At 70.3% G+C, this 24597-nt stretch carries 18 protein-coding genes; 1 reads left to right on the top strand and 17 read right to left on the bottom strand.

Annotated features, from left to right (window positions below):
* The 10 genes from D6B71_RS00670 to D6B71_RS00625 form a co-directional block, all read right to left on the bottom strand.
* Positions 1-1356 (bottom strand): replication-associated recombination protein A, encoded by a 1356-nt coding sequence (locus D6B71_RS00670; protein WP_121251018.1) that lies wholly within the window; start codon positions 1354-1356, stop codon positions 1-3.
* Between the two features lie 10 nt (positions 1357-1366).
* A complete protein-coding gene (locus tag D6B71_RS00665) occupies positions 1367-2563 on the bottom strand; it encodes an ABC transporter ATP-binding protein (RefSeq protein ID WP_276310981.1) in 1197 nt (398 codons plus the stop codon).
* 179 nt (positions 2564-2742) lie between these two features.
* Positions 2743-3822, bottom strand: coding sequence for an ABC transporter ATP-binding protein (locus D6B71_RS00660; RefSeq protein ID WP_121251821.1), 1080 nt, complete (start codon positions 3820-3822; stop codon positions 2743-2745).
* Between the two features lie 14 nt (positions 3823-3836).
* Positions 3837-4838, bottom strand: coding sequence for an ABC transporter permease (locus D6B71_RS00655; protein WP_121251014.1), 1002 nt, complete (start codon positions 4836-4838; stop codon positions 3837-3839).
* Between the two features lie 139 nt (positions 4839-4977).
* Complete coding sequence (locus tag D6B71_RS00650; protein ID WP_121251012.1) at positions 4978-6747, bottom strand: ABC transporter substrate-binding protein; 1770 nt, start codon at positions 6745-6747, stop codon at positions 4978-4980.
* 67 nt (positions 6748-6814) lie between these two features.
* Positions 6815-7822, bottom strand: coding sequence for an ABC transporter permease (locus D6B71_RS00645; protein WP_121251010.1), 1008 nt, complete (start codon positions 7820-7822; stop codon positions 6815-6817).
* 196 nt (positions 7823-8018) lie between these two features.
* Positions 8019-9791 carry an aspartate--tRNA ligase gene (aspS, locus tag D6B71_RS00640; RefSeq protein ID WP_121251008.1) on the bottom strand — a complete coding sequence of 591 codons (1773 nt, stop codon included), beginning with the start codon at positions 9789-9791 and terminating at the stop codon, positions 8019-8021.
* A 58-nt stretch (positions 9792-9849) separates the two neighbouring features.
* Positions 9850-11193 carry a histidine--tRNA ligase gene (gene hisS, locus D6B71_RS00635; protein WP_121251006.1) on the bottom strand — a complete coding sequence of 448 codons (1344 nt, stop codon included), beginning with the start codon at positions 11191-11193 and terminating at the stop codon, positions 9850-9852.
* Positions 11194-11198: 5 nt separating this feature from the next.
* The gene (locus tag D6B71_RS00630) at positions 11199-11930 is read right to left on the bottom strand and encodes an MBL fold metallo-hydrolase (protein WP_121251004.1); all 732 of its coding nucleotides are present in this window, start codon (positions 11928-11930) and stop codon (positions 11199-11201) included.
* 103 nt (positions 11931-12033) lie between these two features.
* Positions 12034-13560: a trypsin-like peptidase domain-containing protein gene (locus D6B71_RS00625; RefSeq protein ID WP_121251002.1), complete on the bottom strand. Its 1527-nt coding sequence runs from the start codon at positions 13558-13560 to the stop codon at positions 12034-12036.
* Positions 13561-13876: 316 nt separating this feature from the next.
* Here D6B71_RS00625 and D6B71_RS00620 point away from each other — a divergent pair, with 316 nt between their 5' ends.
* Positions 13877-15106 (top strand): DUF349 domain-containing protein, encoded by a 1230-nt coding sequence (locus D6B71_RS00620; RefSeq protein ID WP_121251000.1) that lies wholly within the window; start codon positions 13877-13879, stop codon positions 15104-15106.
* A 276-nt stretch (positions 15107-15382) separates the two neighbouring features.
* On the opposite strand, the gene D6B71_RS22540 is transcribed toward D6B71_RS00620, so the two are convergent.
* From D6B71_RS22540 to ruvB, 7 genes are all read right to left on the bottom strand, one after another.
* Positions 15383-16348, bottom strand: a complete 966-nt coding sequence (locus tag D6B71_RS22540) for a hypothetical protein (RefSeq protein ID WP_206051491.1) — start codon at positions 16346-16348, stop codon at positions 15383-15385.
* Between the two features lie 659 nt (positions 16349-17007).
* A complete protein-coding gene (locus tag D6B71_RS00610) occupies positions 17008-19239 on the bottom strand; it encodes a RelA/SpoT family protein (RefSeq protein WP_121250998.1) in 2232 nt (743 codons plus the stop codon).
* Between the two features lie 164 nt (positions 19240-19403).
* Positions 19404-19937, bottom strand: coding sequence for an adenine phosphoribosyltransferase (locus tag D6B71_RS00605; RefSeq protein WP_121251819.1), 534 nt, complete (start codon positions 19935-19937; stop codon positions 19404-19406).
* A 44-nt stretch (positions 19938-19981) separates the two neighbouring features.
* Complete coding sequence (gene secF, locus D6B71_RS00600; RefSeq protein WP_121250996.1) at positions 19982-21220, bottom strand: protein translocase subunit SecF; 1239 nt, start codon at positions 21218-21220, stop codon at positions 19982-19984.
* Complete coding sequence (gene secD, locus D6B71_RS00595) at positions 21220-23025, bottom strand: protein translocase subunit SecD (protein ID WP_121250994.1); 1806 nt, start codon at positions 23023-23025, stop codon at positions 21220-21222. Before secD ends, secF begins: the two co-directional genes overlap by 1 nt.
* A 1-nt stretch (position 23026) precedes the next feature.
* Positions 23027-23338 (bottom strand): preprotein translocase subunit YajC, encoded by a 312-nt coding sequence (gene yajC / locus D6B71_RS00590; RefSeq protein WP_121250992.1) that lies wholly within the window; start codon positions 23336-23338, stop codon positions 23027-23029.
* Positions 23339-23490: 152 nt separating this feature from the next.
* On the bottom strand, positions 23491-24594 hold the full coding sequence (gene ruvB / locus D6B71_RS00585) for a Holliday junction branch migration DNA helicase RuvB (RefSeq protein ID WP_121250990.1): 1104 nt from the start codon (positions 24592-24594) through the stop codon (positions 23491-23493).
* Between the last annotated feature and the right edge of the window lie 3 nt (positions 24595-24597).

Raw genomic sequence — 24597 nt, 5'->3', positions numbered from 1 at the left:
CTATCGCCCGCGCACCAGGCGCCGGATCCGCTCCCAGCGCTCCTTGACGGCGGCCTCGGCGCCGAGCGCGGTGGGCTGGTAGTAGCGGGCGTCGAGGACGACGTCGGGTGGGTACTGCTGCTGGGCGATGCCGTAGGGCTCGTCGTGGCTGTAGGTGTAGGTCGACCCGTGGCCGAGCTTCTTCGCGCCGGCGTAGTGGGCGTCGCGCAGGTGGGGGGGCACCGGCCCGATCTTGCCGGCGCGCACGTCGGCGCTGGCCGCGTCGATGGCGGTGGTGACCGCGTTCGACTTCGGCGCCACCGCGAGCGCGATCGTGGCCTGGGCCAGGTTGAGCCGTGCCTCGGGCATGCCGATCAGCTGCACGGCCTGGGCGGCCGCGACGGCCGTGGTCAGCGCGGTGGGGTCGGCCAGGCCGACGTCCTCGCTGGCCAGGATGATCAGCCGCCGGGCGATGAACCGGGGGTCCTCCCCCGCCTCGATCATCCGGGCGAGGTAGTGCAGTGCGGCGTCGGCGTCCGAGCCGCGCACGGACTTGATGAACGCGCTGGTCACGTCGTAGTGCTGGTCGCCCTGCCGGTCGTAGCGGACCGCGGCCCGGTCGACGGCGGTCTCGGTGGTCTCCAGGTCGATGACGGTCTCGCCGCGGGCGCGGGCGGCGCCGGCCGCGGCCTCCAGGTAGGTCAGCGACCGGCGCGCGTCACCACCGGCGAGCCGCACCAGGTGGTCGAGCGCGTCGTCGTCGACGGCGTACTCCCCCGACAGGCCGCGCTCGTCGCTCAGTGCCTGGTCGAGCACCGCCCGGATGTCGTCGTCGGAGAGCGACTCCAGCCGCAGCAGCAGGCTGCGGGACAGCAGGGGTGAGATCACGCTGAAGAAGGGGTTCTCGGTGGTCGCGGCCACCAGCGTCACCCACCGGTTCTCGACGCCGGGCAGCAGCGCGTCCTGCTGGGCCTTGCTGAACCGGTGCACCTCGTCGACGAACAGCACCGTCTCGCGACCTTGACCGACCAGCTCGGCGCGCGCCGAGTCGATGGCCGCCCGCACCTCCTTGACCCCGGCCGAGACCGCGGAGACCTCCACGAAGCGGCGGTCGGTCTGCTGGCTCACGATCGAGGCGAGCGTGGTCTTGCCGGTGCCGGGCGGGCCCCACAGCAGCAGCGAGAGTGCCCTGCCCTCCTCGATCAGCTGTCGCAGCGGCGACCCCGGGGCACGCAACTGCTCCTGCCCCACGAGCTCGTCGAGCGTGCGCGGGCGCATCCGCACCGCCAGCGGTGCGGAGGCGTGCACGCCCGTGGACAGCGACCCGCCGCCGGTGGCGGCGGGTCGGCCGCCTGGTACCTCGAAGAGCCCCTCCACGAGGGCAAGCCTACGAACCCGGCGTGGTGGTCCCCACGGTGCCTGCGGAGGTCCGCCCGGTCATCTGCCCACGCTTGATGTCGAACCAGGTGTCGGCGAAGCCCGGGCCGGGGTCGGCCTGGGCCAGCGGGGTGGCCGCGGGGTCCGGGCTCCCGGCCTGGTCGAGGCCGAGCAGCGGCGCGGTCACGGGGTGGTCGGGGTGGTCGCCCAGCTCGCCGGCGAAGTGGCAGGCCACCTTGTGCCGCGGCCCGACCTGCATCAGCGGGGGCTCGACCTTGGCGCAGATCTCCTGCGCGAACGGGCAGCGCGTGCGGAACCGGCAACCCGACGGCGGGTTGATCGGGCTCGGCACGTCGCCCTCCAGACGCAGCCGCTCCCGGCGGCCGCCGATGGCGGCCTGCTTCACGTCGGGCACCGCCGAGAGCAGGGCCTGGGTGTAGGGGTGGAACGGGCGCTGGTAGAGCGTCTCCCGGTCGGCGACCTCGACGATCTTGCCGAGGTACATCACCGCGATCTCGGGGCAGAAGTGGCGCACGACCGCGAGGTCGTGGGCGATGAACAGGAACGCGATGTTGAACTCGGCCTGCAGGTCCTGCAGCAGGTTGATCACCTGCGCCTGGATCGACACGTCCAGCGCGGAGACCGGCTCGTCGGCCACCATCAGCTTCGGCTGCAGCGCCAGGGCCCGGGCGATGCCGATGCGCTGGCGTTGACCGCCGGAGAACTCGTTGGGGTAGCGGTTGTAGTGCTCGGGGTTGAGCCCCACCACCTCGAGCAGCTCCTGGACCCGCTTGAGCACCTGGTTCTTCGGCACCATGTTGTGCACCCGCAGCGGGGTGCCCACGATCGTGCCGACGGTGTGGCGCGGGTTGAGCGAGCTGTAGGGGTCCTGGAAGATCATCTGGATGTCGCGGCGCAGCGGCTTCATCTGACGCCGCGACACCGTCGCCAGGTCGGTCTCGCCGTCGAAGCGCATCGACCCCGACGTCGGGTCGTAGAGACGGGTGATCAGACGGCCCGTGGTGGACTTGCCGCAGCCGGACTCGCCGACCAGGCCCAGCGCGCCGCCGCGCGGCACCTGGAACGAGATCCCGTCGACCGCCTGCACGTGCCCGACGGTGCGCCGGATCAGGCCCGACGACTTCACCGGGAAGTACATCCGCAGGTTCTCGACCTCGAGGACCGGGGTGGCGTCGGGATCGAGCACCGTGGCGGTGTGGCCGTGAGCGGCGGCCTCCTCGAAGGTGAGGACCGGCTCGTCGGTGCCGGCACCGGGCACGTCGGAGGAGTGCAGGTCCGGCTCTGCGGTGGGGTCCTGTGGCGTCCCTGCGGTGGCGCCCCGCACGCTGGGCTCGGCGCCCTCGTGGGGCGTCTTGGCGTCGGACATCAGGACTCCTCGACCAGGTCAGGGGCGATCTCGGGCAACACCTGGTCACGGTAGATCGCGTCGGGGTCGGCCAGGTGGCAGCGCTTGAGGTGGTCGGCCCCCCGGGAGCCCGGGAGCAGCTCGGGCAGCTCGGTCGAGCACAGGTTCGCCGGCACCTTGTCCACGTGCGCGCAGCGTGGGTGGAACGGGCAGCCCTTCGGTGGCCGAAGCAGGCTCGGTGGGTTGCCCGGGATGGGGATCAGTCGACCGCCGGTGTCGGCGGTGACGTCGGGGACGCTCGAGAGCAGGCCCCACGTGTAGGGCATCTCCGGGTGCGTCAGCAGCTCCTTGGTGGCGCCGTACTCGACGGCCCGGCCGCCGTACATCACCAGCACGTCGTCGGCCATCTCGGCGATCACGCCGAGGTCGTGGGTGATGATGATGATCGCGGAGTTGAACTCACGCTGGAGGTCCTGCAGGAGGTCGAGGATCTGCGCCTGAACGGTGACGTCGAGAGCGGTCGTGGGCTCGTCGGCGATGATCAGCTTGGGGTCGTTGATCAGGCCCATCGCGATCATCGCGCGCTGCCGCATGCCGCCGGAGAACTGGTGCGGGAAGTCGTCGACCCGGCGGTCCGGTTGCGGGATGCCGACCCGGTCGAGCATCTCGATGGCCCGGCGTCGCGCGTCCTTCTTCGAGGCCTGCGGGTGGTGGGCGAGGTAGGCCTCGGTGAGCTGGCTGCCGACCTTGTAGAACGGGTGCAGGGCGGCCAACGCATCCTGGAAGATCATCGCCGCGGCGTTGCCGCGCAGCGGACGCAGCTTGGCCTCCGAGAGCCCGACGACCTCGGTGCCGCCGAGCCGGATCGAGCCCTCGATGCGCGAGGACTTCGCGTCGTGCAGGCCCAGGACGGCCATGCTCGACACGGACTTGCCCGAGCCGGACTCGCCGACGATGCCGAGCGTCTGGCCGAGCTCCACGGAGTAGCTCAGGTCGGTCACGGCCTGCACCAGGCCGTCGGCGGTCGGGAACCGGACGGTCAGGTTCTCGACGACGAGGTAGGGCTCGCCGGACCCTGCCGCGGCGGCGTTGCCGGGCATGGTGTGCTGAACGGTCACGAGAGTCTCACTCGGGGGTCGAGGATGCTGTAGATGATGTCGACGATGATGTTGGCGACCACGATGATGATCGAGCCGAACAGCACCGTCGCCTGCACCACGGGCAGGTCCTTGATCAGGGTGGCGTCCAGGCCCCAACGGCCGATGCCCTGGATGTCGAAGATCTTCTCGGTGAAGATCGTGCCGGCGAGCAGGAACGCGAAGTCGATGCCGAAGATGGTGACCACCGGCACCAGTGCCGCGCGAAGGGCGTGCCGCATCACGACCACCCTCGAGGTGAGCCCCTTGGCTCTCGCGGTGCGGATGTAGTCCTCGCTGAGCGACTCGACCATCGCCCCGCGGGAGAAGCGGGTGTAGGACGTCGAGTTGTAGAACCCCAGGGCCAGCCACGGAAGCAGCAGCCCGGTGAACCAGGCCCCCGGGTTGTCGGTCAGCGGCGTGTAGCCGGTCTGGGGGAACACGTCGTAGACGATCGTGAGGTAGAGCATCGACAGCAGCGCGAAGAGGTAGTACGGGATCGAGCTCATGAACAGCGTGGTGGACACCAATGCCTTGTCGGCGAAGGTGCCGCGTCTTCGGGCCGCCAGGACCCCCACCGTGACGCCGATCGTGAGCGTGATCGATGCGGCACCGACGGCCAGGCTGATCGTCGCCGGCAAGCGGGTCTTCATCTCCTCGAAGACCGGCTGGCGGGTGCGGTAGGACAGCCCGAGGCACGGGGCCTCGCAGTGGATCACGCTGGCGCCCACGGTGATGTCGCGCCCGGCGACGAGGCCCTTGGCCCACTTGCCGTACTCGGAGGTGACCGAGTTGTTGTAGCCCAGCGCCTCTTCGTAGCGCTCCAGCTTCTCCGGGGTGCAGCGGTTGTTGCTCTCGCGGCGGCACAGCTCCTGCGCTGGGCTGCGCGGGCCGTACCAGAACAGCGCGTAGACCATCATCGAGATCAGGGTCACGACGAGGAATCCCGCGAGCAGGCGCTTGACGATGTAGGCGAACACTCTTGCCTCTCCTGGCAGAAGTTCTTACGGGTGGTGCTGTGGTCCTCCGGGCACGTAGGTCGGGTGGGGGCCGATGCGGCCCCCACCCGACCTCGTCACGCCGAGGGTACGGGCGACCTCAGGTCACCCGTCACCGGACTCACTGAACGACGTACATGTCACGCAGGTTCGGGTAACCCTGCGCGGAGTCGTTGGTGAAGTTGCCGATGTTCTCGCCGTAGGCGAACAGGTTGTTCAGGTAGCCAGTGTTCACGACCGGGAAGTAGTTGGTCATGATCTCCTGGTCGATCGCGTTCCACTCGCCAGGCTGGTCCTCCAGCGGCATCGAGGTGACGGCCTTGATGCGCTCGTCGATCGAGGCCTCGCTGAAACCACCGGTGTTGTAGAGCTGGTCGCTCTGGAACAGCGCCGGGATGAAGGTCGCACCCGACGGCCAGTCGGAGCACCAGGCGACGCCCGCGACGTTGATCTTCTTGTAGATCGGGTTGTCGGGGTCGGTCCACACGTCGTAGAGCGAGCCGGCCGAGTAGGGGTACGGCTTGGTCTTGAAGCCGGCCTCCTCGAGTCCGAGCTTGATCTGCTCCATGGCGGCCTTGCCCTCCGGGGTGGAGGCGTCGTAGGCCCACGCGATCTCGTAGTCGCCGGGGCCGTAGCCGGCCGCCTCGAGCAGCTCCTTGGCCTTCTCGGGGTTGCGCCCGATCTCCTCGCCCTCGACGGGCTGGTACTCCTCGCGACCGGCCATGCCGGGCGGGAGGATGTTGGTGCCCATGGTCCGGGTCACACCCGGGATCTCACCCGCGGCGGACCAGGCGTCCTCGTAGGGGTAGGCGAACGCGAGGGCCTGACGGACCTCGAGCTCCTTGATCTTGTCGTACTTGGGGTACCAGAACGAGGTGCAGGCCTGCGAGCCGACCATGACCCGGTCACCCATGTCCTGGGTGGCGGTCTGGTAGTTCGAGCCCTGGAGCTGGGTGACGATGGTCGTCTTGGACTCCTCGTTGCCGCTCATGACGAGCTCGTCGCTCGCGGCGGGGTCCTGGTCGAACTTCATGACCCACTTGTCGACGTACTGGTGACGTGCCGCGTCGGTGGCCGGGTCCCACTGGTCGTTGCGGACCAGCACGAGCTCGGAGTTCGGACGGAACGACTCGACCTTGTAGGGACCGGTCGCCAGCGGCTTGAGGCCGTACTGCGGGGGCGAGCCGGCCGGGCCGGACGGGACGGGACCCATCGCCATGAACGCGCCCCAGTAGTCCATCTCGGGGAACGGCTTGGCCATCTTGATCGTGATGGTGTTGCCGTCGACCTGGACGCCCTCGAAGTCCTCGCCACTGACGTAGGGGCCTTCGTACTTGTCGCCGCCGAGGAAGAACTCCTTGGAGTACTGGGCGCCGGGACCCTCGAGGTCCTTGGTGTCCATCGAGCGCTTGATGCCGAAGGCGATGTCATCAGCGGTGACCGGGTCGCCGGTCTCCCACTTGATGCCGTCCTTGATCTCGAACTTCCACTCGGTGAAGTCCTCGTTCGGCTGACCCAGGTCGGTGGCGAGGTCGGGGACCAGCACCATCTCGCCGGTCTCCTGGTCCATCCGGTAGGTCGTCAGCGAACGGAAGACGAGGTTCTGCAGGATGCCGTTGTCGGTCACCGACCACCCGCTGGTGGGGTCGAGGCTGTCCGGTCCCGCGTCGGGGTCCGGGTGCAGCATCGTGATCGTGCCGCCCTCCTGGGCGCCCTCGATCTCCGGCGCGGGGCCCTGGGCCTCAGGGTCCTTGCCCGAGCCAGCGGCGCCACCCTCCTTGAAGGTGTCCTGGACGCCGGGGTCGTCGTCGTCGCCGCCGCCTCCCCCACAAGCCGCCAGCGCGAACATGCCCACGCCGACGACCGCAGCCATTGCCTTGCTGCGTCTCATCTATTCAGCCTCTCTTTTCGGTGTGGTCGTGACCGCGGCAGTGCCGCGACCAACGTCAGGGGGCGCCTCAGCGCCGGGTCTTGGGGTCGAGCGCGTCGCGGATCGCGTCGCCGAGCAGGTTCAGTGCGACCACCAGCAGCACGATGCCGATGACCGGCTGCCACAGGTAGAGCGGGTAGATGTTGAACCACTTCGTCGCGGCGTCGATGGTCTGGCCCCACGACGGCCGGCCCGTGACGCCGATGCCGAGGTAGGACAGGCCCGCCTCGGCGGCGACGTAGGCCGGCAGGCCCAGCGACACCGCGACCACGATCGGCGCGACCAGGTTCGGCAGGATCTCGCGGAACAGGATCTTGCGGGTGGGCACCCCGATCACCCGCGCCGCCTGCACGAACTCGCGTTCGCGGATCGAGAGCACCTCGCCGCGGATCAGGCGGGCCATCGTCATCCACCCGAACGCGGTGAGGATGAAGATGACGCCATAGAACTGGACCTCGGCGTAGCGGTCGGGGTCGGTGCCGAACCGGTCGGCGATGATCGGGGCCATGGCCAGCGCGGCCAGCAGGAACGGGATCGTCAGGAACAGGTCGGTGACGAACGAGATGACCCGGTCCCAGACGCCGCCGGCATAGCCGGCGATCAGGCCGAGCACGACCCCGATGAACGTGGCCGCGAACGTCGCGATGGCCGCGATCAGCAGGGAGGTGCGGGCGCCGAAGAGCCACGTGGCGAGGTTGTCCTCACCGCTCTGGGGGGCGATGCCGAACGGGTGGTTGCTGTCGAAGCCGTGGTTCGGGGGGCCGGTCTTCGGCAGCATCGAGGGGAACTCGAGCACGCTGCTGGCCGAGACCGTGTCGGTGGTGACGCCGAAGAACTTCGCGATCGTTCCCGCGAAGACCGCGATCAGCACGAAGACCAGCACGATCAGGAAGGAGACGACCGCCACCGGGTCGCGGCGCAGCCGCTCGAACGCGATGCGCAGCGGGGAGCGGCCGGTGACCTCCCTGTTCTCCACCGGTGCCAGCTCCGGCTCCGCCGGGCCGTGCGATCCGATCTCAGTCGCCGGAAGGGTCATGCCCACCTTCTTGCAGCTCTTGTCCAGTACGTGGTTCGGCTCGATGCCCGGCCCCAGCCGGGCGGCCCGTGCCGCGGTCTCTCGTGCGGTGATGCGGGCCTCGCGCCGGTCGCGACTCTATGTGACCAGCGTGGGAGAAGTGATCACCTGGCGGTAACGATCTGGTCTCGGCCCTCGGACAGCCCATTTCGGACGATCACCCGTTGGGGGGAAGATCCTCCGCCGGCAGAGCGTCGACACCGGCCTCCTTGCGCTGCTGGGCGGTGATCGGCGCGGGAGCCGCCGTCAGCGGGTCGTAGCCCCCTCCGGACTTCGGGAACGCGATCACCTCGCGGATCGAGTCGCTGCCCGAGAGCAGCGCGACGATGCGGTCCCAGCCGAACGCGATGCCGCCGTGCGGCGGCGCGCCGTACTTGAAGGCCTCGAGCAGGAAGCCGAACTTCTCCTCGGCCTCCGCCTCGTCGATCCCCATCACCTCGAAGACCCGCTTCTGCACGTCCTCGCGGTGGATACGGATCGACCCGCCGCCGATCTCGTTGCCGTTGCAGACGATGTCGTAGGCCCAGGCCAGCGCGTTGCCGGGGTCGGAGTCGAAGCTCTCGACGTCCTTCGGCGAGGTGAAGGCGTGGTGCACGGCGGTCCAGGCGCTGTAGCCCAGCGCGACGTCGCCGGAGGCGGTGGCGTCCGAGGCCGGCTCGAACAGCGGGGCGTCGACCACCCAGAGCAGCTCCCAGGCGTCCTCGTCGATGAGGCCGCAGCGGCGTCCGATCTCGAGCCGGGCGGCGCCGAGCAGGGCCCGGCTGGACTTCACGGGGCCGGCGGCGAAGAAGATGCAGTCGCCCGGAGCGGCGCCGACATGGACGGCGATGCCCGCCTTCTCCTCGTCGCTGATGTTCTTGGCCACCGGGCCGGTGAGAGTGCCGTCCTCCTGCACCAGCAGATAGGCCAGGCCCTTCGCGCCCCGCTGCTTGGCCCACTCCTGCCAGGCGTCGAGCTGCTTGCGCGGCTGGCTGGCGCCCCCGGGCATCACGACGGCACCGACGTAGGGCGCCTGGAAGACCCGGAAGGGGGTGTCGGCGAAGAACTCGGTGCAGTCGACCAGCTCCTGGCCCATCCGCAGGTCGGGCTTGTCGCTGCCGAAGCGGGCCATCGCCTCGGCATAGGTCATCCGCGGCAGCGGTGTGGTGATCTCGTGGCCGATCAGCCGCCACAGCGCGACCAGCACCTCCTCGGCGACCGCGATCACGTCGTCCTGGTCGACGAAGCTCATCTCGACGTCGAGCTGGGTGAACTCCGGCTGCCGGTCGGCGCGGAAGTCCTCGTCGCGGTAGCACCGCGCGATCTGGTAGTAGCGCTCCATGCCGGCCACCATCAGCAGCTGCTTGAACAGCTGCGGGCTCTGCGGCAGGGCGTACCAGCTGCCCGGACGGAGACGGGCGGGCACCACGAAGTCGCGGGCGCCCTCGGGGGTGGAGCGGGTGAGCGTCGGGGTCTCGATCTCGACGAAGCCATGGCCGTCGAGCACGTCGCGGGCCGCCTTGTTCACCTGGCTGCGCAGCCGCAGCGCGGCGTTCGGCGCGGGGCGGCGCAGGTCGAGGTAGCGGTGCTTGAGTCGGGCCTCCTCCCCCACCTCGACGTGGTCGGAGATCGGGAACGGCAACGGTGCCGCGCTGGAGAGGACCTCGACCTCGGCGGCGACCACCTCGATCGCGCCGGTCGCCAGGTTCGGGTTCTCGTTGCCCTCCTTGCGGGCGGTCACCTCGCCGGTGATCTTGAGGCAGTACTCGGCGCGCAGCTGGTGGGCGACCGCCTCGTCGCGGATCACCACCTGGACCACGCCGCTGGCCTCGCGGAGGTCGATGAACGCCACGCCACCGTGATCGCGACGGTTGGCCACCCACCCGGCGAGGGTGACGGTCTGGCCGACGTGCTCGGGCCGCAGGGCGCCGGCGTCATGGGTGCGGATCACAGGGGGTCTCTCCTCGGTTCTGGTGGTGCGGGATGCGTGGGTGCTGGCCGTGCGCCGGTCAGGCAGGTGCCGACCTGACGACTGCAGCGTGGAGGTCGGAGGCGGGTGGCGTCCATTCGGCGGGGTCTGCAGGCTGCTGGTCACCGGTGCGGATGTCCTTGACCTGGTGCCCGCCGTCGGCGTCGGCGAACCAGACGAACGGGATGCCGCGCCGCTCGGCGTACCGGATCTGCTTGCCGAACTTCTGCGCCGACGCGGCGACCTCGCAGGGGATGCCGCGGGCGCGCAGCGCGGTCGCGACGGCCTCGCTGGCCGGTCGCGACTCCTCGTCGACCAGCGCCACGACCACCGCGCTGGGCACCTTGCGGGTCGCGGTGAGGCCGGTGCGCGCCAGGAGCGGCACGACGACGCGGCTCACGCCGAGCGAGATGCCGACGCCGGGGTAGGTCGAGCGGCCGTCGGACGCGAGCGCGTCGTAGCGGCCGCCGGAGCAGATCGAGCCCATCGACTCGTAGCCGTCGAGGCGGGTCTCGAAGACCGTGCCGGTGTAGTAGTCCAGGCCGCGGGCGATGGACAGGTCGGCCTCGACCCGGACCCGGTCGCTGACCAGGTCGGCGCAGGCGCGGACCAGCTCGCCGAGCTCGGCCAGGCCGGTGTCGAGGAGCTCGTGCTCGACACCGAGGGCGCGCACGGCGTCGACGAAGGAGTCGTCGCCCGAGCGGATCGTCGCCAGCGACAGCACCCGGTCCGCCGTCGTCTCGTCGAGGCCCGCGTCGGCCACCAGCATCGCGCGCACCTTCTCGACAGGGAGCTTGTCGAGCTTGTCGACCAGGCGCATCACCTCGTCGCCGTCGGCGATGCCGAGCCCGGCGTAGAAGCCCGAGATGAGCTTGCGATTATTGACCTGTAGCCGGAAGCCGGGCAGGAAGTCCAGCCGGTTCAAGGCGTCCACCATGACGCGAGTGACCTCGACGTCGTGGGGGAACGGCAGCACGTCGCGGCCGATGATGTCGATGTCGGCCTGCGTGAACTCGCGGTAGCGACCCTCCTGCGGTCGCTCGCCGCGCCAGGCCTTCTGGATCTGGTAGCGACGGAACGGGAACTCCAGCTTGCCGGCGTTCTCCAGCACGTAGCGCGCGAACGGCACCGTGAGGTCGAAGTGCAGGCCGATGCCCGCGTGCCCCTCCGGGGACTCCTCGTGCAGCCGCCGCAGGAGATAGACCTCCTTGGAGGTGTCGCCCTTGCGCAGGAGCTGGTCCAGGGGCTCCACGGCACGGGTCTCGATGCCGGCGAAGCCGTGCAGCTCGAAGGTGCGGCGCAGTGTGTCGACGACCTGCTGCTCGACGACACGCTGCTCGGGGAGCAGTTCGGGGAACCCGCTCAGCGGGGTGGGCTTGGCCATGGCGATCAGAGACCTCGGGTGACTCGGCGGGTGGGGCTCTCGGGGTCGGCGTCGAGGAGCTCCAGCAGGTAGGGGTTGGTGGCGCGCTCGCGGCCGATCGACGTCTGCTCGCCGTGACCGGGCAGCACGACGATGTCGTCGGGCAGCGTCAGCACCTTCTCGGTGAGGCTGCGCAGCATCGTCGGATGGTCTCCGCCGGGCAGGTCGGTGCGGCCGATCGAGCCGGCGAAGAGGAGGTCGCCGGAGAACATCACCTCGGAGACCTCGGCGTGGCCGTGCTCGGCACCGTAGGGGGTGCGAAAGGTGACCGACCCCTCGGTGTGCCCTGGGGTGTGGTCCACGACGAACCGCAGCCCGGCCAGCTCCAGCTCCTGGAGGTCGCTCAGCTCGCGGACGTCGTCGGGCTCGGCCCACTCGTAGCTGCCGCCGAGCAGCATCTGGCTGGTCTCGCGCGACATGCCGGCCAACGGGTCGGTGAGCAGGTGCCGGTCCCGAGGGTGGATCCAGGCGGTCGCGTCGTAGGAGCCGGCGACCGGGGCCACGCACCACATGTGGTCGACGTGCCCGTGGGTGACCAGCACGGAGACCGGCTTGAGCCGGTGCTCGCGCACGACCTGGTCGACCCCGGAGGCGGCGTCCTTGCCCGGGTCGACCACGACGCATTCGGCACCCGGGCCGGTCGCGACGACATAGCAGTTGGTCCCCCAGGGACCGGCGGGGAATCCGGCGATCAGCACCGGTCCACACTAGCGACCGAGGCCCGCCCGACCTACGACGCCCCGCTCACGCCGGCCAGGGCGGCCGGTAGCCGGCCGCCCTCGCCGATCCTCCCCCGGCGGGTCAGTGCTCCAGGGGCTTCCCGCAGTTCTCGCAGAAGTGCTCCCCTGGGTGGACCGGGTCGCCGCAGTTGCCACAGAAGTGCGGTGCGTGCTCCCCGGCCGGCGGAGGCGGCGCGAGAGTGGCCGCGCCTCCGGCCGAGGTCTGGTTCGGCGGCGTGCTCGGGGGCGGCGGCAGCGGCGTGGCCGTCACCACCGGGCCCCGGACCGGTGGCGGGATCGCCTCGGGTGTCGGGCGCGGCGCCACCGGAGGAACCCCACCACCGGTCGGGACGTTCTGGGAGACCGCGGTCGGTGTCGCGGTCGGCGTCCGCTTGCGGCGTACCAGCACGAGCGCGCCGGCCAGCACGACGACCAGGAGAGCGGCGCCACCGCCGATCGCGACCAGGAGGACCGGGAACCCGCCCTCGTCGGAGTCACCACCGGCGTCGGCCTCGGGGGCCGGGTCCGGCAGGTCCCCGGCCCGGTCGAGGTAGTCGGCGGCCAGCTTGTTCGACGGCTGGTCGTCGACCACGGTCTCCAGCAGCTCGACCGCCTCGGTCTTGTCACCGGCCCAGTAGGCCGCGAGTCCGGCACGGTAGGTCTGCGTGGTCTCGCTCAGCTCGTTCGCTACTCCCGAACCGGCCATCAGCTCCCGGAGCTGGTCGGAGGGGCGCACGAAGTTGAACGGCTGCGTCTCACCGAGGATGCCGAAGCTGTTGACCCCGACCACGTTCCCTTCCAGGTCCACGGTGGGACCGCCGCTCATCCCCCCGGAGACCGCCGCCGAGATCTCGTAGACGGTCAGCAGCCCGCCCTCGACGGTCTTGACCGAACTGACCGATCCCTCCTTGAAGCTGGGGGTCAGGTCCGGGTCGGTGACCTGGTCGACCGAGACCGGGTAGCCGATGGAGACCACCTCGGTGCCGGTCTCGACGTCGTCCTCCGACAGGGGAAGCGCGTTGAGCCCGTCAGCCTCCACCTTCAGCAGCGCCACGTCGCCCAGGTCGGAGCGCTCGAAGTCGACCACCCGGGCCCGGCGCACCTCGGCGGTGTCGATGCCCGAGGCCGCTGCCCCCCAGCCCACCCGGACCATCAGGTCGGCCCGGTTGAGCTTGGTCATGGTCTCGATCCGGAACGAGTTGAAGCCGACGATCTCCTCGACCGTCAGGTCCGCCAGGTAGTAGCCGGTGTCGATGGCCCACTGGGCGGCGGACTCCACGAAGACCGGGAAGACCTCCTGTTGGTCGACGCAGTGCCCGGCGGTCGCGATGTAGCCGTCCGGGTTCACCACGAAGCCCGTGCACTGGAAGGTCAGCTCGAACGGCATCCCGCCGTTGAGGTACTGCTTGTTGACCTTGTCGTAGACGTAGCCGCTCCAGTCCTGCTGCAGGTAGACGATGCTGGGCTGGACGAGGGCATTGACGCGCTCCAGCGCCGTGACGGGCGCCGGAGTCTCGTCGGCATGGGCCAGGCCGACACCGAGGACGGTCTGACCGACAATGGTCACGGTGCTGACGACGGCCAGTGCACCGCGCTGCAGGCCGAACATGTCAGGACTCCTCACTCCGCGAGAGACGAGAGACCCACTCCATCGATTCGACGCTAGTGGACCGCCGACCTCACCGGGGGTGAGGAGCGGCGAACCACCCGACCACCGCCGGAAGATCCCCCGCCCGGGCTCGCCCGCGAGGCCGGGCGAGCGCCCTCGGGCAGGCCCGGCCGGGCTCCCCCGGCTGTGCGCGGGCCCCAGGGCGGCACACCGCCGGAGGCACCCGCGCGGCGCACTTCACGCGCTGCCGACTCCCGGTGGTCCCCACCGCTAGCATGTGGCACTGCGTCCTCCACCAAACGAAGAGGGATCAGCTGTGACGAGCCACCAGTGGGGTCGAGTCGACGACGACGGCACCGTCTACGTGAAGACCGCCGACGGCGAACGCTCGGTCGGCCAGTACCCCGCAGGCACCCCCGAGGAGGCCCTCGCCTTCTTCACCGAACGCTTCGCCGCCCTCGAGTTCGAGGTCGAACTGTTGGAGAAGCGGATCGCCTCCGGCGTGCTCTCCCCCGAGGAGGCCACCGAGTCGGTCAAGACGGTGCGGACCCAGGTCCTCGAGGCCAACGCCGTCGGTGACCTGGCCGCCCTGGCCACCCGTCTCGACGCCCTCGCCCCGGTCATCGCCGCGCAGCGCGAGGAGCGCAAGGCCGAGCGGGCCAAGCGCTCCGCAGAGTCCAAGCAGGCCAAGGAGCGCATCGTCGGCGAGGCCGAGAAGCTGGCCGAGGGCAACGACTGGCGCAACGGGGCGAACCGGCTGCGCGACCTGCTCGAGGAGTGGAAGGCGCTGCCCCGCATCGACCGAGCCTCCGACGACGCCCTATGGCGGCGATTCTCCACCGCGCGCACGGCCTACACCCGTCGCCGCAAGGTCCACTTCGCCGAGCAGAACGAGAAGCGCGAGGCCGCACGCTCGGTCAAGGAGCGCCTCGTGGTCGAGGCCGAGTCGTTGACCGACTCCACCGAATGGGGTCCGACATCGGGTCGCTACCGCGACCTGATGAAGCAGTGGAAGGCGGCCGGGCCAGCCCCGCGCTACGTCGAGGACGCCCTGTGGAAGCGGTTCCGGACCGCCCAGGACCACTTCTTCGGAGCCCGCGACGCCGCCAACGCCGCGCTCGACCAGGAGTTCGCCGGCAACGCGGAGGTGAAGGAGAAGATCCTCGTGGAGGCCGAGGCCCTGCTGCCGGTCACCGATCTCGACGCTGCCAAGCGTGCCTTCCGCGACCTCGCCGACCGGTGGGATGCCGCGGGCAAGGTGCCTCGTGAGCGGATCAAGGACCTCGAGGGCCGGATGCGCAAGGTCGAACAGGCGATCCGCGGCCTCGAGGAGGAGCAGTGGCGGCGCTCGGACCCCGAGAAGTCCGCCCGCGCCGACGACATGGTGAGCAAGCTCGAGGCTGCGATCGCCCAGGTCCAGGCCGACCTCGACCAAGCTCGCGCAAGCGGCAACGCCAAGCGCATCCAGGAGCTCGAGGACAATCTCGCCTCACGGCAGTCGTTCCTCGAGATGGCCAAGAAGGCGTCCGCGGACTTCTCCAGCTGAGCCGTTCCTCGAGACCGGTGTGGCCGCCGCTGCGCGGGGCTCCGTGGGCTGCCTGACCTGGAGGTTGGTGGGTCTGTGGTGGAGGGGTATGCGGCTACGCCTGATGACCCGGACGTCCGGCTGCCTGTAACGCGGTGTCCGGATCACTACCGCGGCGTCCTGACACCGCCGTAGTAGTCCGGACACCGCGTTGCAGCTGCAGTCGGTCCGCGTCGCGCCTCCACCGACCACGAAGGGTTAGGCCGCGAATCGCGACCGGGACGGTCCCGACCCGACTCAGCGACTGAGGTACCGCTCGATGCGGTGCAGGCTCTTCTCCATCGTCGGGAATCCACCGAAGTCGACCAGGAAGTCGGCCAACTGGTGGACGACGCCACTCGCGATGTCATCCAGACCCGGAAGCCCATCGGGCATCGTGGCACCGTCGGCGACCTGCACCACCGAGACGCTTGCCGCGGGCGTGGGCGCTCCGCACCCGCACAGGCCACCCACGTCGGCCACGAACAGCTCCAGCGACGCCGCCGCGTCGGTGACGACCACAGGGAAGGTGACCTCGCACGGCACCAGCAGCGACAGACAGACTCCGAGGCCCGAAGTCGGTCCGGTCAGACCGACCTCGTTGCTCATCGTGGGCGCCCAGATGCCCAGCGTGGGCGTCAGTGTCCGAACGGTCACGAGGTAGGAACCGGTCGAGAGCCCGATGTCATCACCATCGGGCATGACATGGCTCAACGACACTTCCAGCGGTTCGGGTTCAGGCACTGGCGGGTCGGTGCCGTCGAGCGGCGCGTAGGGGATGGTGATCACCTGCACGTACTCAGGGTCCGAGACGTCGTAGATCGCCCAATCCGTCAGCCTGCCCTCCCCCGGAAGCCCCTGAGGTCCCCGATCACCGGTAGCCCCGGTTGCCCCGGGAGGTCCGGGTGGTCCAGCAGGTCCTGCGGGCCCGGCTGGCCCGGCCTCGCCCTGTGGCCCCTGCTCCCCCTGGGGCCCCTGCTCCCCCTGAGGGCCCTGCCCGCCCGCGAGGTCGAGAATCCGCTGCCGGGTCTTCTCGTTCAGGCTCTTGCCCCAGCTGACCGCTCCCGGCTTCAGCTGGCGATGGCCGACGCTGTTCTTGGCCAGGTCCCGCCCGGTGATCGTGCCGTCCTCGATGTCCAGTGAGGTCACCAACTGTCCGGCCACTGCGCCGGACATGCCTCCGACGACCAGCCCGACCGTCACCATGCCGGCGACGAGCCCCACGCCCAGCGGACGCCTTCATCCTGACCATGCTCGGCTCACAGTGATTTTGCCCACTCGAGTGCATAACTGTAGGAGGTCCCGGACCGGCGCGCCGTGGAACACCTGGATACCCCATCCTGGGCTGGACCGGTGAACAGAACCGCGTGACATCCGACAGCCGGCGGGCCCCTCCGGCGCGGCCGACCCACCCCACCCACAACCACCCCAGGGCACACCAGCACCCCGAAGCCCCGCGCAGCGGCGACCACCCCCACCACGGGCGACAGGTGAGCGCCCCCAGACCCACCACGAGCGACAGGTCAGCGCCCCCAGACCCACCACGAGTGACGGGTCAGCGGGTGAACATCGACCACGAGTGGCAGGTCAGCGAAGCGCCACCAACCCCGCAGACAGACCAGCCCGAGACATCGCGGCGCAGCCGCGAAACCCCCTCCCACCCGCGGCTGGTGAGCCCGGCGCCCAGCGGCGAGGTGGGGCGGCGGAGCCGGAGGGGCCCCGAGGCCGTGGATGGGCCTGGCCCCCGCTCCGTGAGGAACGAGCGGAGCGGGTGGTTTGGCCGAGCGGGCCCCTCCGGCGCAGCCGACCCACCCCACCCACACACGCCCCCGGTCCTCACCAACACCCCGAAGCCCCGCGCAGCGGAAAGCCCCGCGCAGCGACTACTGCGTCACCCGATAGGCGTCGAAGACGCCAGGCACTGACCGCACCGCCCGCAGCACCGTGTCGAGGTGCTTCGTCTCGGCCATCTCGAAGGTGAACCTGGTCTTGGCCACGCGGTCGCGCGTCGTGGACAGGTTCGCGCTGAGGATGTTCACGTGCGCGTCGGAGAGCACCATGGTGATGTCGGACAGCAGCCGGGCGCGGTCGAGGGCCTCCACCTGGATGTTGACCAGGAACGTGGACTGACCCGTCGGCGCCCACTCGACGTCGAGCACCCGCTCGGGGTGCTTCTTCAGCTCCGCGGCGTTCGTGCAGTCCTGGCGGTGCACGGAGACACCGCCGCCCTTGGTGACGAATCCGAGGATCGCGTCCGGCGGCACCGGGGTGCAGCACTTGGCGAGCTTGACCCACACGTCCGGGGAGCCCTTGACGATGACGCCGGCGTCGCCGCCGGTGGGCGTCGTGGGCCGGCTCCGGCGACCGGTGATCGTGACCGCCTCGGCGAGGTCCTCGGCCGCCCCCTCGTTGCCACCATGCAGCTCGATGACGCGCCGGACGACGGCCTGGGCGCTGAGGTGTCCCTCGCCCACGGCGGCGTACAGCGCCGACACGTCGGCCTGCTTGAAGTGGATGGCAGCCAGCGAGAGCGACTCGTGGGAGAGCAGCCGCTTCAGCGGCAGCCCTTCCTTGCGCATCAGCTTGGCGATCTGGTCCTTGCCCTGTTCGATCGCCTCTTCGCGACGCTCCTTGGTGAACCACTGCCGGATCTTGGAGCGGGCCCGCGGCGAGCGCACGAAGGTCAGCCAGTCGCGGGAGGGTCCGGCCGTGGGCGCCTTCGAGGTGAACACCTCGATCACGTCGCCGTTCTCGAGCGTGGACTCCAGCGGCACCAGGCGGCCGTTGACCCGGGCGCCGATGGTGTGGTGGCCGACCTCGGTGTGGACTGCATAGGCGAAGTCGACCGGGGTGGAGCCGGCCGGGAGAGCGATCACGTCGCCCCGCGGGGTGAACACGTAGGTCTCGGCCCGGTTGATCTCGAACCGCAGGGACTCCAGGAACTCGCCTGGGTCCTCCACCTCGCTCTGCCAGTCGAGCAGCTGCCGGACCCAGGACATGTCGTCGAGGTCGCCGCGCTGCTCGGTGTCGGCGCCGGCCCGGCCGGCCTCCTTGTACTTCCAGTGGGCGGCCACGCCGTACTCCGCGCGCCGGTGCATCCCGTAGGTGCGGATCTGCATCTCCACCGGCTTGCCCTGCGGGCCGATCACGGTGGTGTGCAGCGACTGGTACATGTTGAACTTCGGCATCGCGACGTAGTCCTTGAAGCGTCCCAGCACCGGGTTCCACCGGGAGTGGAGGACGCCGAGCACCGCGTAGCAGTCGCGGTCCTCCTCGACCAGGATGCGGATCCCGACGAGGTCGTAGATGTCGGAGAAGTCGCGACCCCCGACGATCATCTTCTGGTAGATCGAGTAGTAGTGCTTGGGCCGGCCGGTGACGGTCGCCTTGATCCTGGAGTCGCGCAGGTCCTGTTCGACCTGGGCGATCACCTCGGCGAGGAACTGGTCGCGCGAGGGCGCCCGCTCGGCGACCATGCGCACGATCTCGTCGTAGATCTTGGGGTGCAGGGTCGCGAACGCGAGATCCTCCAGCTCCCACTTGATCGTGTTCATGCCGAGCCGGTGGGCCAGCGGGGCGTAGATGTCGAGGGTCTCGCGGGCCTTGCGCTCCTGGGTCTCCTGCTTGACGTAGCGCAGCGTGCGCATGTTGTGCAGGCGGTCGGCGAGCTTGATCACCAGCACCCGGATGTCTCGCGACATCGCGACGATCATCTTGCGGATGGTCTCGGCCTGCGCGGAGTCGCCGTACTGGACCTTGTCGAGCTTGGTCACGCCGTCGACCAGGCGCGCCACCTCGTCGCCGAAGTCGGTGCGCAGCTGGTCGAGCGTGTAGGGGGTGTCCTCGACCGTGTCGTGCAGCAGCGCCGCGACCAGCGTGGGCTCGGTCATGCCGATGTCGGCGAGGATCGTGGTCACCGCGAGCGGGTGGGTGATGTAGGGGTCGCCGCTCTTGCGGGTCTGGGTGCCGTGCATCTTCTCGGCGGTCAGGTAGGCCCGCTCGAGCAGCGCCAGGTCGGCCTTGGGATGGTTGGTGCGGACCGCCCGGAACAGCGGCTCGAGGACCGGGTTGCCGGGCTGGCTGCGGCTGCCCATCCGGGCGAGACGGGCCCGCATGCTGCGCCCGGCCGTCGGCGCGGGGGTGGGACCGGAGGACGCCGATCCGCTGGGGCGTGGGGGCGCGGCCGGGTGACGCTCCGGCGCCCGCTCGGGGGCCGGCACAGGCGTGCGGTCCTCGGTCACTTGTTCAGTCTAGGCGCCGGCGGTGAGGGAGGACGCAGTCAGACCGTCATCAGGCTGGTCAGCGGCAGGTCGCCGATGCCGTCGCGTCCGGGCAGGAAGGAGAGCTCCATCAGGACCGCGACGCCGACCGGCGTACCGCCACCGAGCTCGACCAGCTTGCGGGTGGCGCGGACGGTGCCGCCGGTGGCGAGCACGTCGTCGACCACCAGGACCCGGTCTCCCGGTGCGACCGCGTCGCGATGCATCTCCAGGGTCGCCTGGCCGTACTCGAGCGCATAGGAGACCGCATGGCTCTCACGAGGCAGCTTGCCGGCCTTGCGGACCGGCACGAAGCCGGCCCCCAGCGCCAGCGCCACCGGGGCGGCGAGGATGAAGCCCCTGGCCTCCATGCCGACCACCTTGTCGACGACGACGTTGCCGTCGACGTCTCGGCCCGAGGCGGCGAGCGCCTCGATCACCGCGGTGAAGCCATCGTGGTCGGCGAGCAGCGGGGTGATGTCCTTGAACATGATGCCGGGCTCGGGGAAGTCGGCGACGTCGACGACGAGACGGTTCAGGGCCGCGTGGGCCAGCGCACGGGGCTCGTCGGCCGGGCCGAGCTCACCCGAGCCCGTCGTCACTTCTTGCCCCGCTTGGAGCGTGGCTGTCGGGTCGGCTGCGGGCGGCCCGCGCCGGCGTCGCGCATCGGGCCGTGCGCGGGCGGGGCCACCCGGCCGCGACCGCTCGGCTCGTCTCGGGACGGCTCGGCGGGCCCCGGCTCGGCACGCTCGTCAGCGTCGATGTCGGCGGCGGCGAAGCCCAGCGAGGGGGTGGCTGCCGGGACGCCCTCGTCGGCGAACGAGGGCACGTGGGCGTAGGGGTCGGCGTGCCGGGCACGGGCCGCGGCACGGCGCTCCTGCAGCTTGATCTCGGACTCGTTCGACTTCAGCTGCACCAGGAGACGCGGCGCCAGGCACACCGAGGAGTAGACACCCGCCGCCATGCCGACGAACTGCACCAGCGCGAGGTCCTGCAGCGAGCTGGCGCCCAGGGTCACCGCACTCACCCAGAGGATCGCGCCGATCGGGATCAGCGCGACGATGCCGGTGTTGATCGAACGCACCAGGGTCTGGTTGACCGCGAGGTTCGCCTCCTGGCTGAACGACAGTCCGGGTCGCTTGAACTCGTGGGTGTTCTCGCGGACCTTGTCGAAGACGACCACGGTGTCGTAGAGCGAGAAGCCGAGGATCGCGAGCATGCCGGTCACGGCCGAAGGCGTGACCTGGAAGCCGGAGATCGCATAGATGCCCGCGGTGATCGTCACGTCGTGGGCGAGCGCCGCGACAGCGGCGATCGACATCTTCCACTCCCGGAAGTAGGCCCAGATGAACAGCATCACCAGGATCAGGAAGACCGCGACGCCGGTCAGCGCCCGCTCCGCGACCGCGCGGCCCCAGCTGGCGCCGATCTCGCTCTGGGAGATGTCGTTGACCGGGTCGGCGACCTCGACGGTGTCGACGATCGCGGCGGTCAGCTGGTCGCTCTCCTCGGCGGTGATGTCCTCGACCTGCACGATGACGTAGTCGTCACCGCTCGTCGTCACCACTGGCGACTCGGCCCCGGAGACGTCAGTGGCGGCCACCGCCTCGCGGACCGCGTCGGCGTCGTCCTGGTCGGCACCGCCGACCACCTCGACGCGGTACTCGGTGCCGCCGGTGAACTCGATGCCGAAGTTGAAGCCCTTGACCACGATCGCCAGCAGCGCGAGCGAGACCAGCACCATCGTGATGCCGTACCAGAGCCACCTGCGCCCGACGAAGTCGATCGACCTCTTGTCGGTGTAGAGGTCGTTGCCCAGACGTGAGAACTTGCCCATCAGGCCTTACCTCCAGCCGGCACGCGGTCCATGCCGAGGGTCTCGGGGCTCAAGCCGGAGAGCTTGCCGCCGCCGTTGAAGAAGCGGTACTTCGACAGGTAGCTCACCGCGGGCCTGGTGAACCAGAAGAGCACGGCGAGGTCGATCAGCGTGGAGAGGCCGAGCGCGAAGCCGAAGCCCTTGACCACGCCGGTGGCGAAGACGTAGAGGATCGTCGCCGACAGCAGCGACACGGTGTTCGCGGCGAGCCGGGTCACCTTGGCGCGGCGCCAGCCGCTCTCGACCGCCACCCGCATCGACTTGCCCTCGCGCATCTCGTCGCGGATGCGCTCGAAGAACAGGATGAACGAGTCGGCGGTGACGCCGACGGCGATGATCAGACCGGCGATGCCCGGCAGCGTCAGCGTGAAGCCGGCGGCCTCGCTGAGCAGCAGCACCATGGAGTAGGTGACGATCGCCGCGACGCCGAGGGAGCCGAGCACCACGATGCCCAGACCGCGGTAGTAGATCAGGCAGTAGAGCATCACCAGGCCGAGACCGAAGCCGCCGGCCCACAGACCCGCGGTGAGCTGGTCGCCGGCGAGCGAGGGACCGATCGTCTCGCTGGTCGGGTCGTCCTCGAAGGCGATCGGCAGCGCGCCGAACTTCAGGCTCGTGGCCAGGCTCTCGGCCTCTGCCTGGGAGAAGTCGCCGGTGATCTGAGCGCGTCCGTCGAGGATCAGCCCGTTCATCCTCGGCGCCGAGATGACCTGGCCGTCGAGCACGATGGCGAACTGGTCGTCGGTGCCGTACAGCGCCTCGGAGACCTTGCCGAACTTGTCGGCCCCGTCGCCGTCGAACTCCAGCGAGACGATCCACGCGAGCTCCTGCGGCGGGATCAGTGCCGAGGCGTCGTCGAGGTCGGTGCCCTCGACCACGGCCGGGGAGAGGAGGTACTTCTCACCCTCCTCGCCGCAGGTGACGATCGGCTTGTCGGGGTCGTCCTCGACGACCGGTGCGGTCCCGTCGGCCGGGCACTGGAACTCGTTGTAGGCCTTGATCGCCGCCGGGTCGGGGTTGAGGTACCACTCGAGCGGCTTGTCGGCCAGGTTGCCGCCGTCGCCGGCGTCGGGGGCCTCGACCACGGTCGGCGACTCCGACGGGCTCTCGGAGGCGCTGTCGGCCGACTCGCCGTCGGTGGGCTCGGCGGTCGCGCCGTCCGTGGGCTCTGCGGTCGGGCTGGCGTCGTCGGACGCGGCAGCGGTCGCGTCGTCGGCCCAGGCGAGCGGCGGACGGTTGTTGCCGCCGTTCTGGCCGCCGTTCTGGCCGCCGTTCTTGCCGTCGCCCTTCTCACCGGCCTTGCCGCCGTCCTGGCCGGCCTGGCTGTCGTCGCCGGGCGCCAGGGGCCCCTGGCCGTCACCCTGAGGGATCTGCACCTCGGGAGCGGCCGTGCCGCACCGGTTGCTGGACGGGCTGCACGCCACCAGCCGGAACCGCAGCTGCGCCTGCCGCTCGACGGTCTCCAGCAGGTCGCGGCGGCTCTGGCCGGGGATCTCGACGACGATGTACTCGCCGGACTGCGTGGTCACCTCGGACTCGCTGACGCCGCGCGCGTTGACCCGCTGGTCGATGATGTCGGCCGCCTCCTCGAGGTTCTCCTCGGTGACGTCGCCGGTGGCGGTCAGCGTGATGCGGGTGCCGCCCTGCAGGTCGAGGCCGAGCTGGGGCTTCCACACGCCGTTCATGGCCACCAGCACGTAGCTGAGGATCACGCCGACGAAGAAGAAGATCAGCACCCGTCCGGGGCGGTAGCCCTTGGCGGCCATCTCAGGCCTCCTCGTCCTGCTGGGCGGTGCCGAGAGCCGGGTCACCGGCCTCGGGCGGGACGACCTGGCCGACCGCGCCCCGGGCGACGGTGATGACCACGCCCGGCGCCACCTCGATGCGCGCCCGGCCCTCCTCGAGGGCTGCGACGGATCCGAGGATGCCGGAGGTCAGCACCACCTCGTCCCCGATCTGGAGCGAGTCCTGCATCTGGGCGAGCTGCTTCTGCCGGCGGGAGGCCGGACGGATGATCAGCAGCCAGAACAGCAGGGCGATGCCCACCAGGGGCAGCAGGGAGACGACGCTCTCCGGCACAGCGAAAGACCTCTCGGGGATGGCGAGTGAACCGGGCCAGGCCACGAGAGGGCCGACCGACGGGTCAGTCTAGCCGCGCGCCACCGCGCGGCGGCGAATCCGGTGCCCCGGCGGGGCGCCGGAGAGTCGGCAGTAGCGGGCCGGTCGGTGGATCAGTCGTCGAGGTCGTCCTCGAACAGGGTCGGCTCCTGGTCGGCTGCCCCGAACGCGTGCGAGGGCGCGGTCAGACCGAGGTGCTGCCAGGCCGCGGCGGTGGCGACCCTCCCCCGCGGGGTGCGGGCGAGGAAGCCGTTGCGCACCAGGAACGGCTCGGCCACCTCCTCGACGGTCTCGCGCTCCTCCCCCACCGCCACCGCGAGGGTGCTGACCCCGACCGGGCCACCACCGAAGCGCCGGCAGAGCGCGTCGACGACCGCCCTGTCGAGGCGGTCCAGGCCGAGCTCGTCGACCTCGTAGAGCTCCAATGCGTCGCGCGCGACGTCGAGCGTCACGACCCCGTCGGCGCGCACCTGGGCGAAGTCGCGCACCCGGCGCAGCAGCCGGTTGGCGATGCGGGGCGTGCCGCGGGAGCGGGAGGCGATCTCGGAGGAGCCGTCGGGGGTGAGCTCGACGCCGAGCAGCCCGGCGGATCGGTGCACGATCAGGTCGAGCTCGTGCGGCTCGTAGAACTCCAGGTGGGCGGTGAACCCGAACCGGTCGCGCAGCGGACCGGGAAGGAGCCCGGCCCGGGTGGTCGCCCCCACCAAAGTGAACGGTGGGATCTCCAGCGGAATGGCCGTGGCGCCGGGGCCCTTGCCGATGACGACGTCGACCCGGAAGTCCTCCATCGCCATGTAGAGCATCTCTTCGGCGGGGCGCGACATGCGGTGGATCTCGTCGACGAAGAGCACGTCGCCCTCGTTCATGCCCGAGAGGATCGCGGCCAGGTCACCGGCGTGAGTGATCGCCGGGCCGCTGGTGAGCCGCAGCGGCGTGGACATCTCGCCGGCGATGATCATGGCCAGCGTCGTCTTGCCCAGGCCGGGCGGGCCGGAGAGGAGCACGTGGTCGGGTGCCCGGCCGCGCTGGCGCGCCGCCTCCAACACCAGGCCGAGCTGGGCCCGCACCCGCGACTGGCCGATCACCTCGTCGAGCGACCGCGGCCGCAGCGCTGCCTCGATCGCCCGCTCGTCACCGTCGGCCTCGGCGGTGGTCAGCGACCGGAGATGGGACTCCTCGGCCTCGGTGAGCTCGTCGTCGTAGCTGTCCGGGTGCACCGC

The organism is Nocardioides ferulae (genome assembly GCF_003660455.1).
GTDB classification, from domain to species: Bacteria; Actinomycetota; Actinomycetes; order Propionibacteriales; family Nocardioidaceae; genus Nocardioides; species Nocardioides ferulae.
This window is presented reverse-complemented; position numbering and strand designations above follow the sequence as displayed.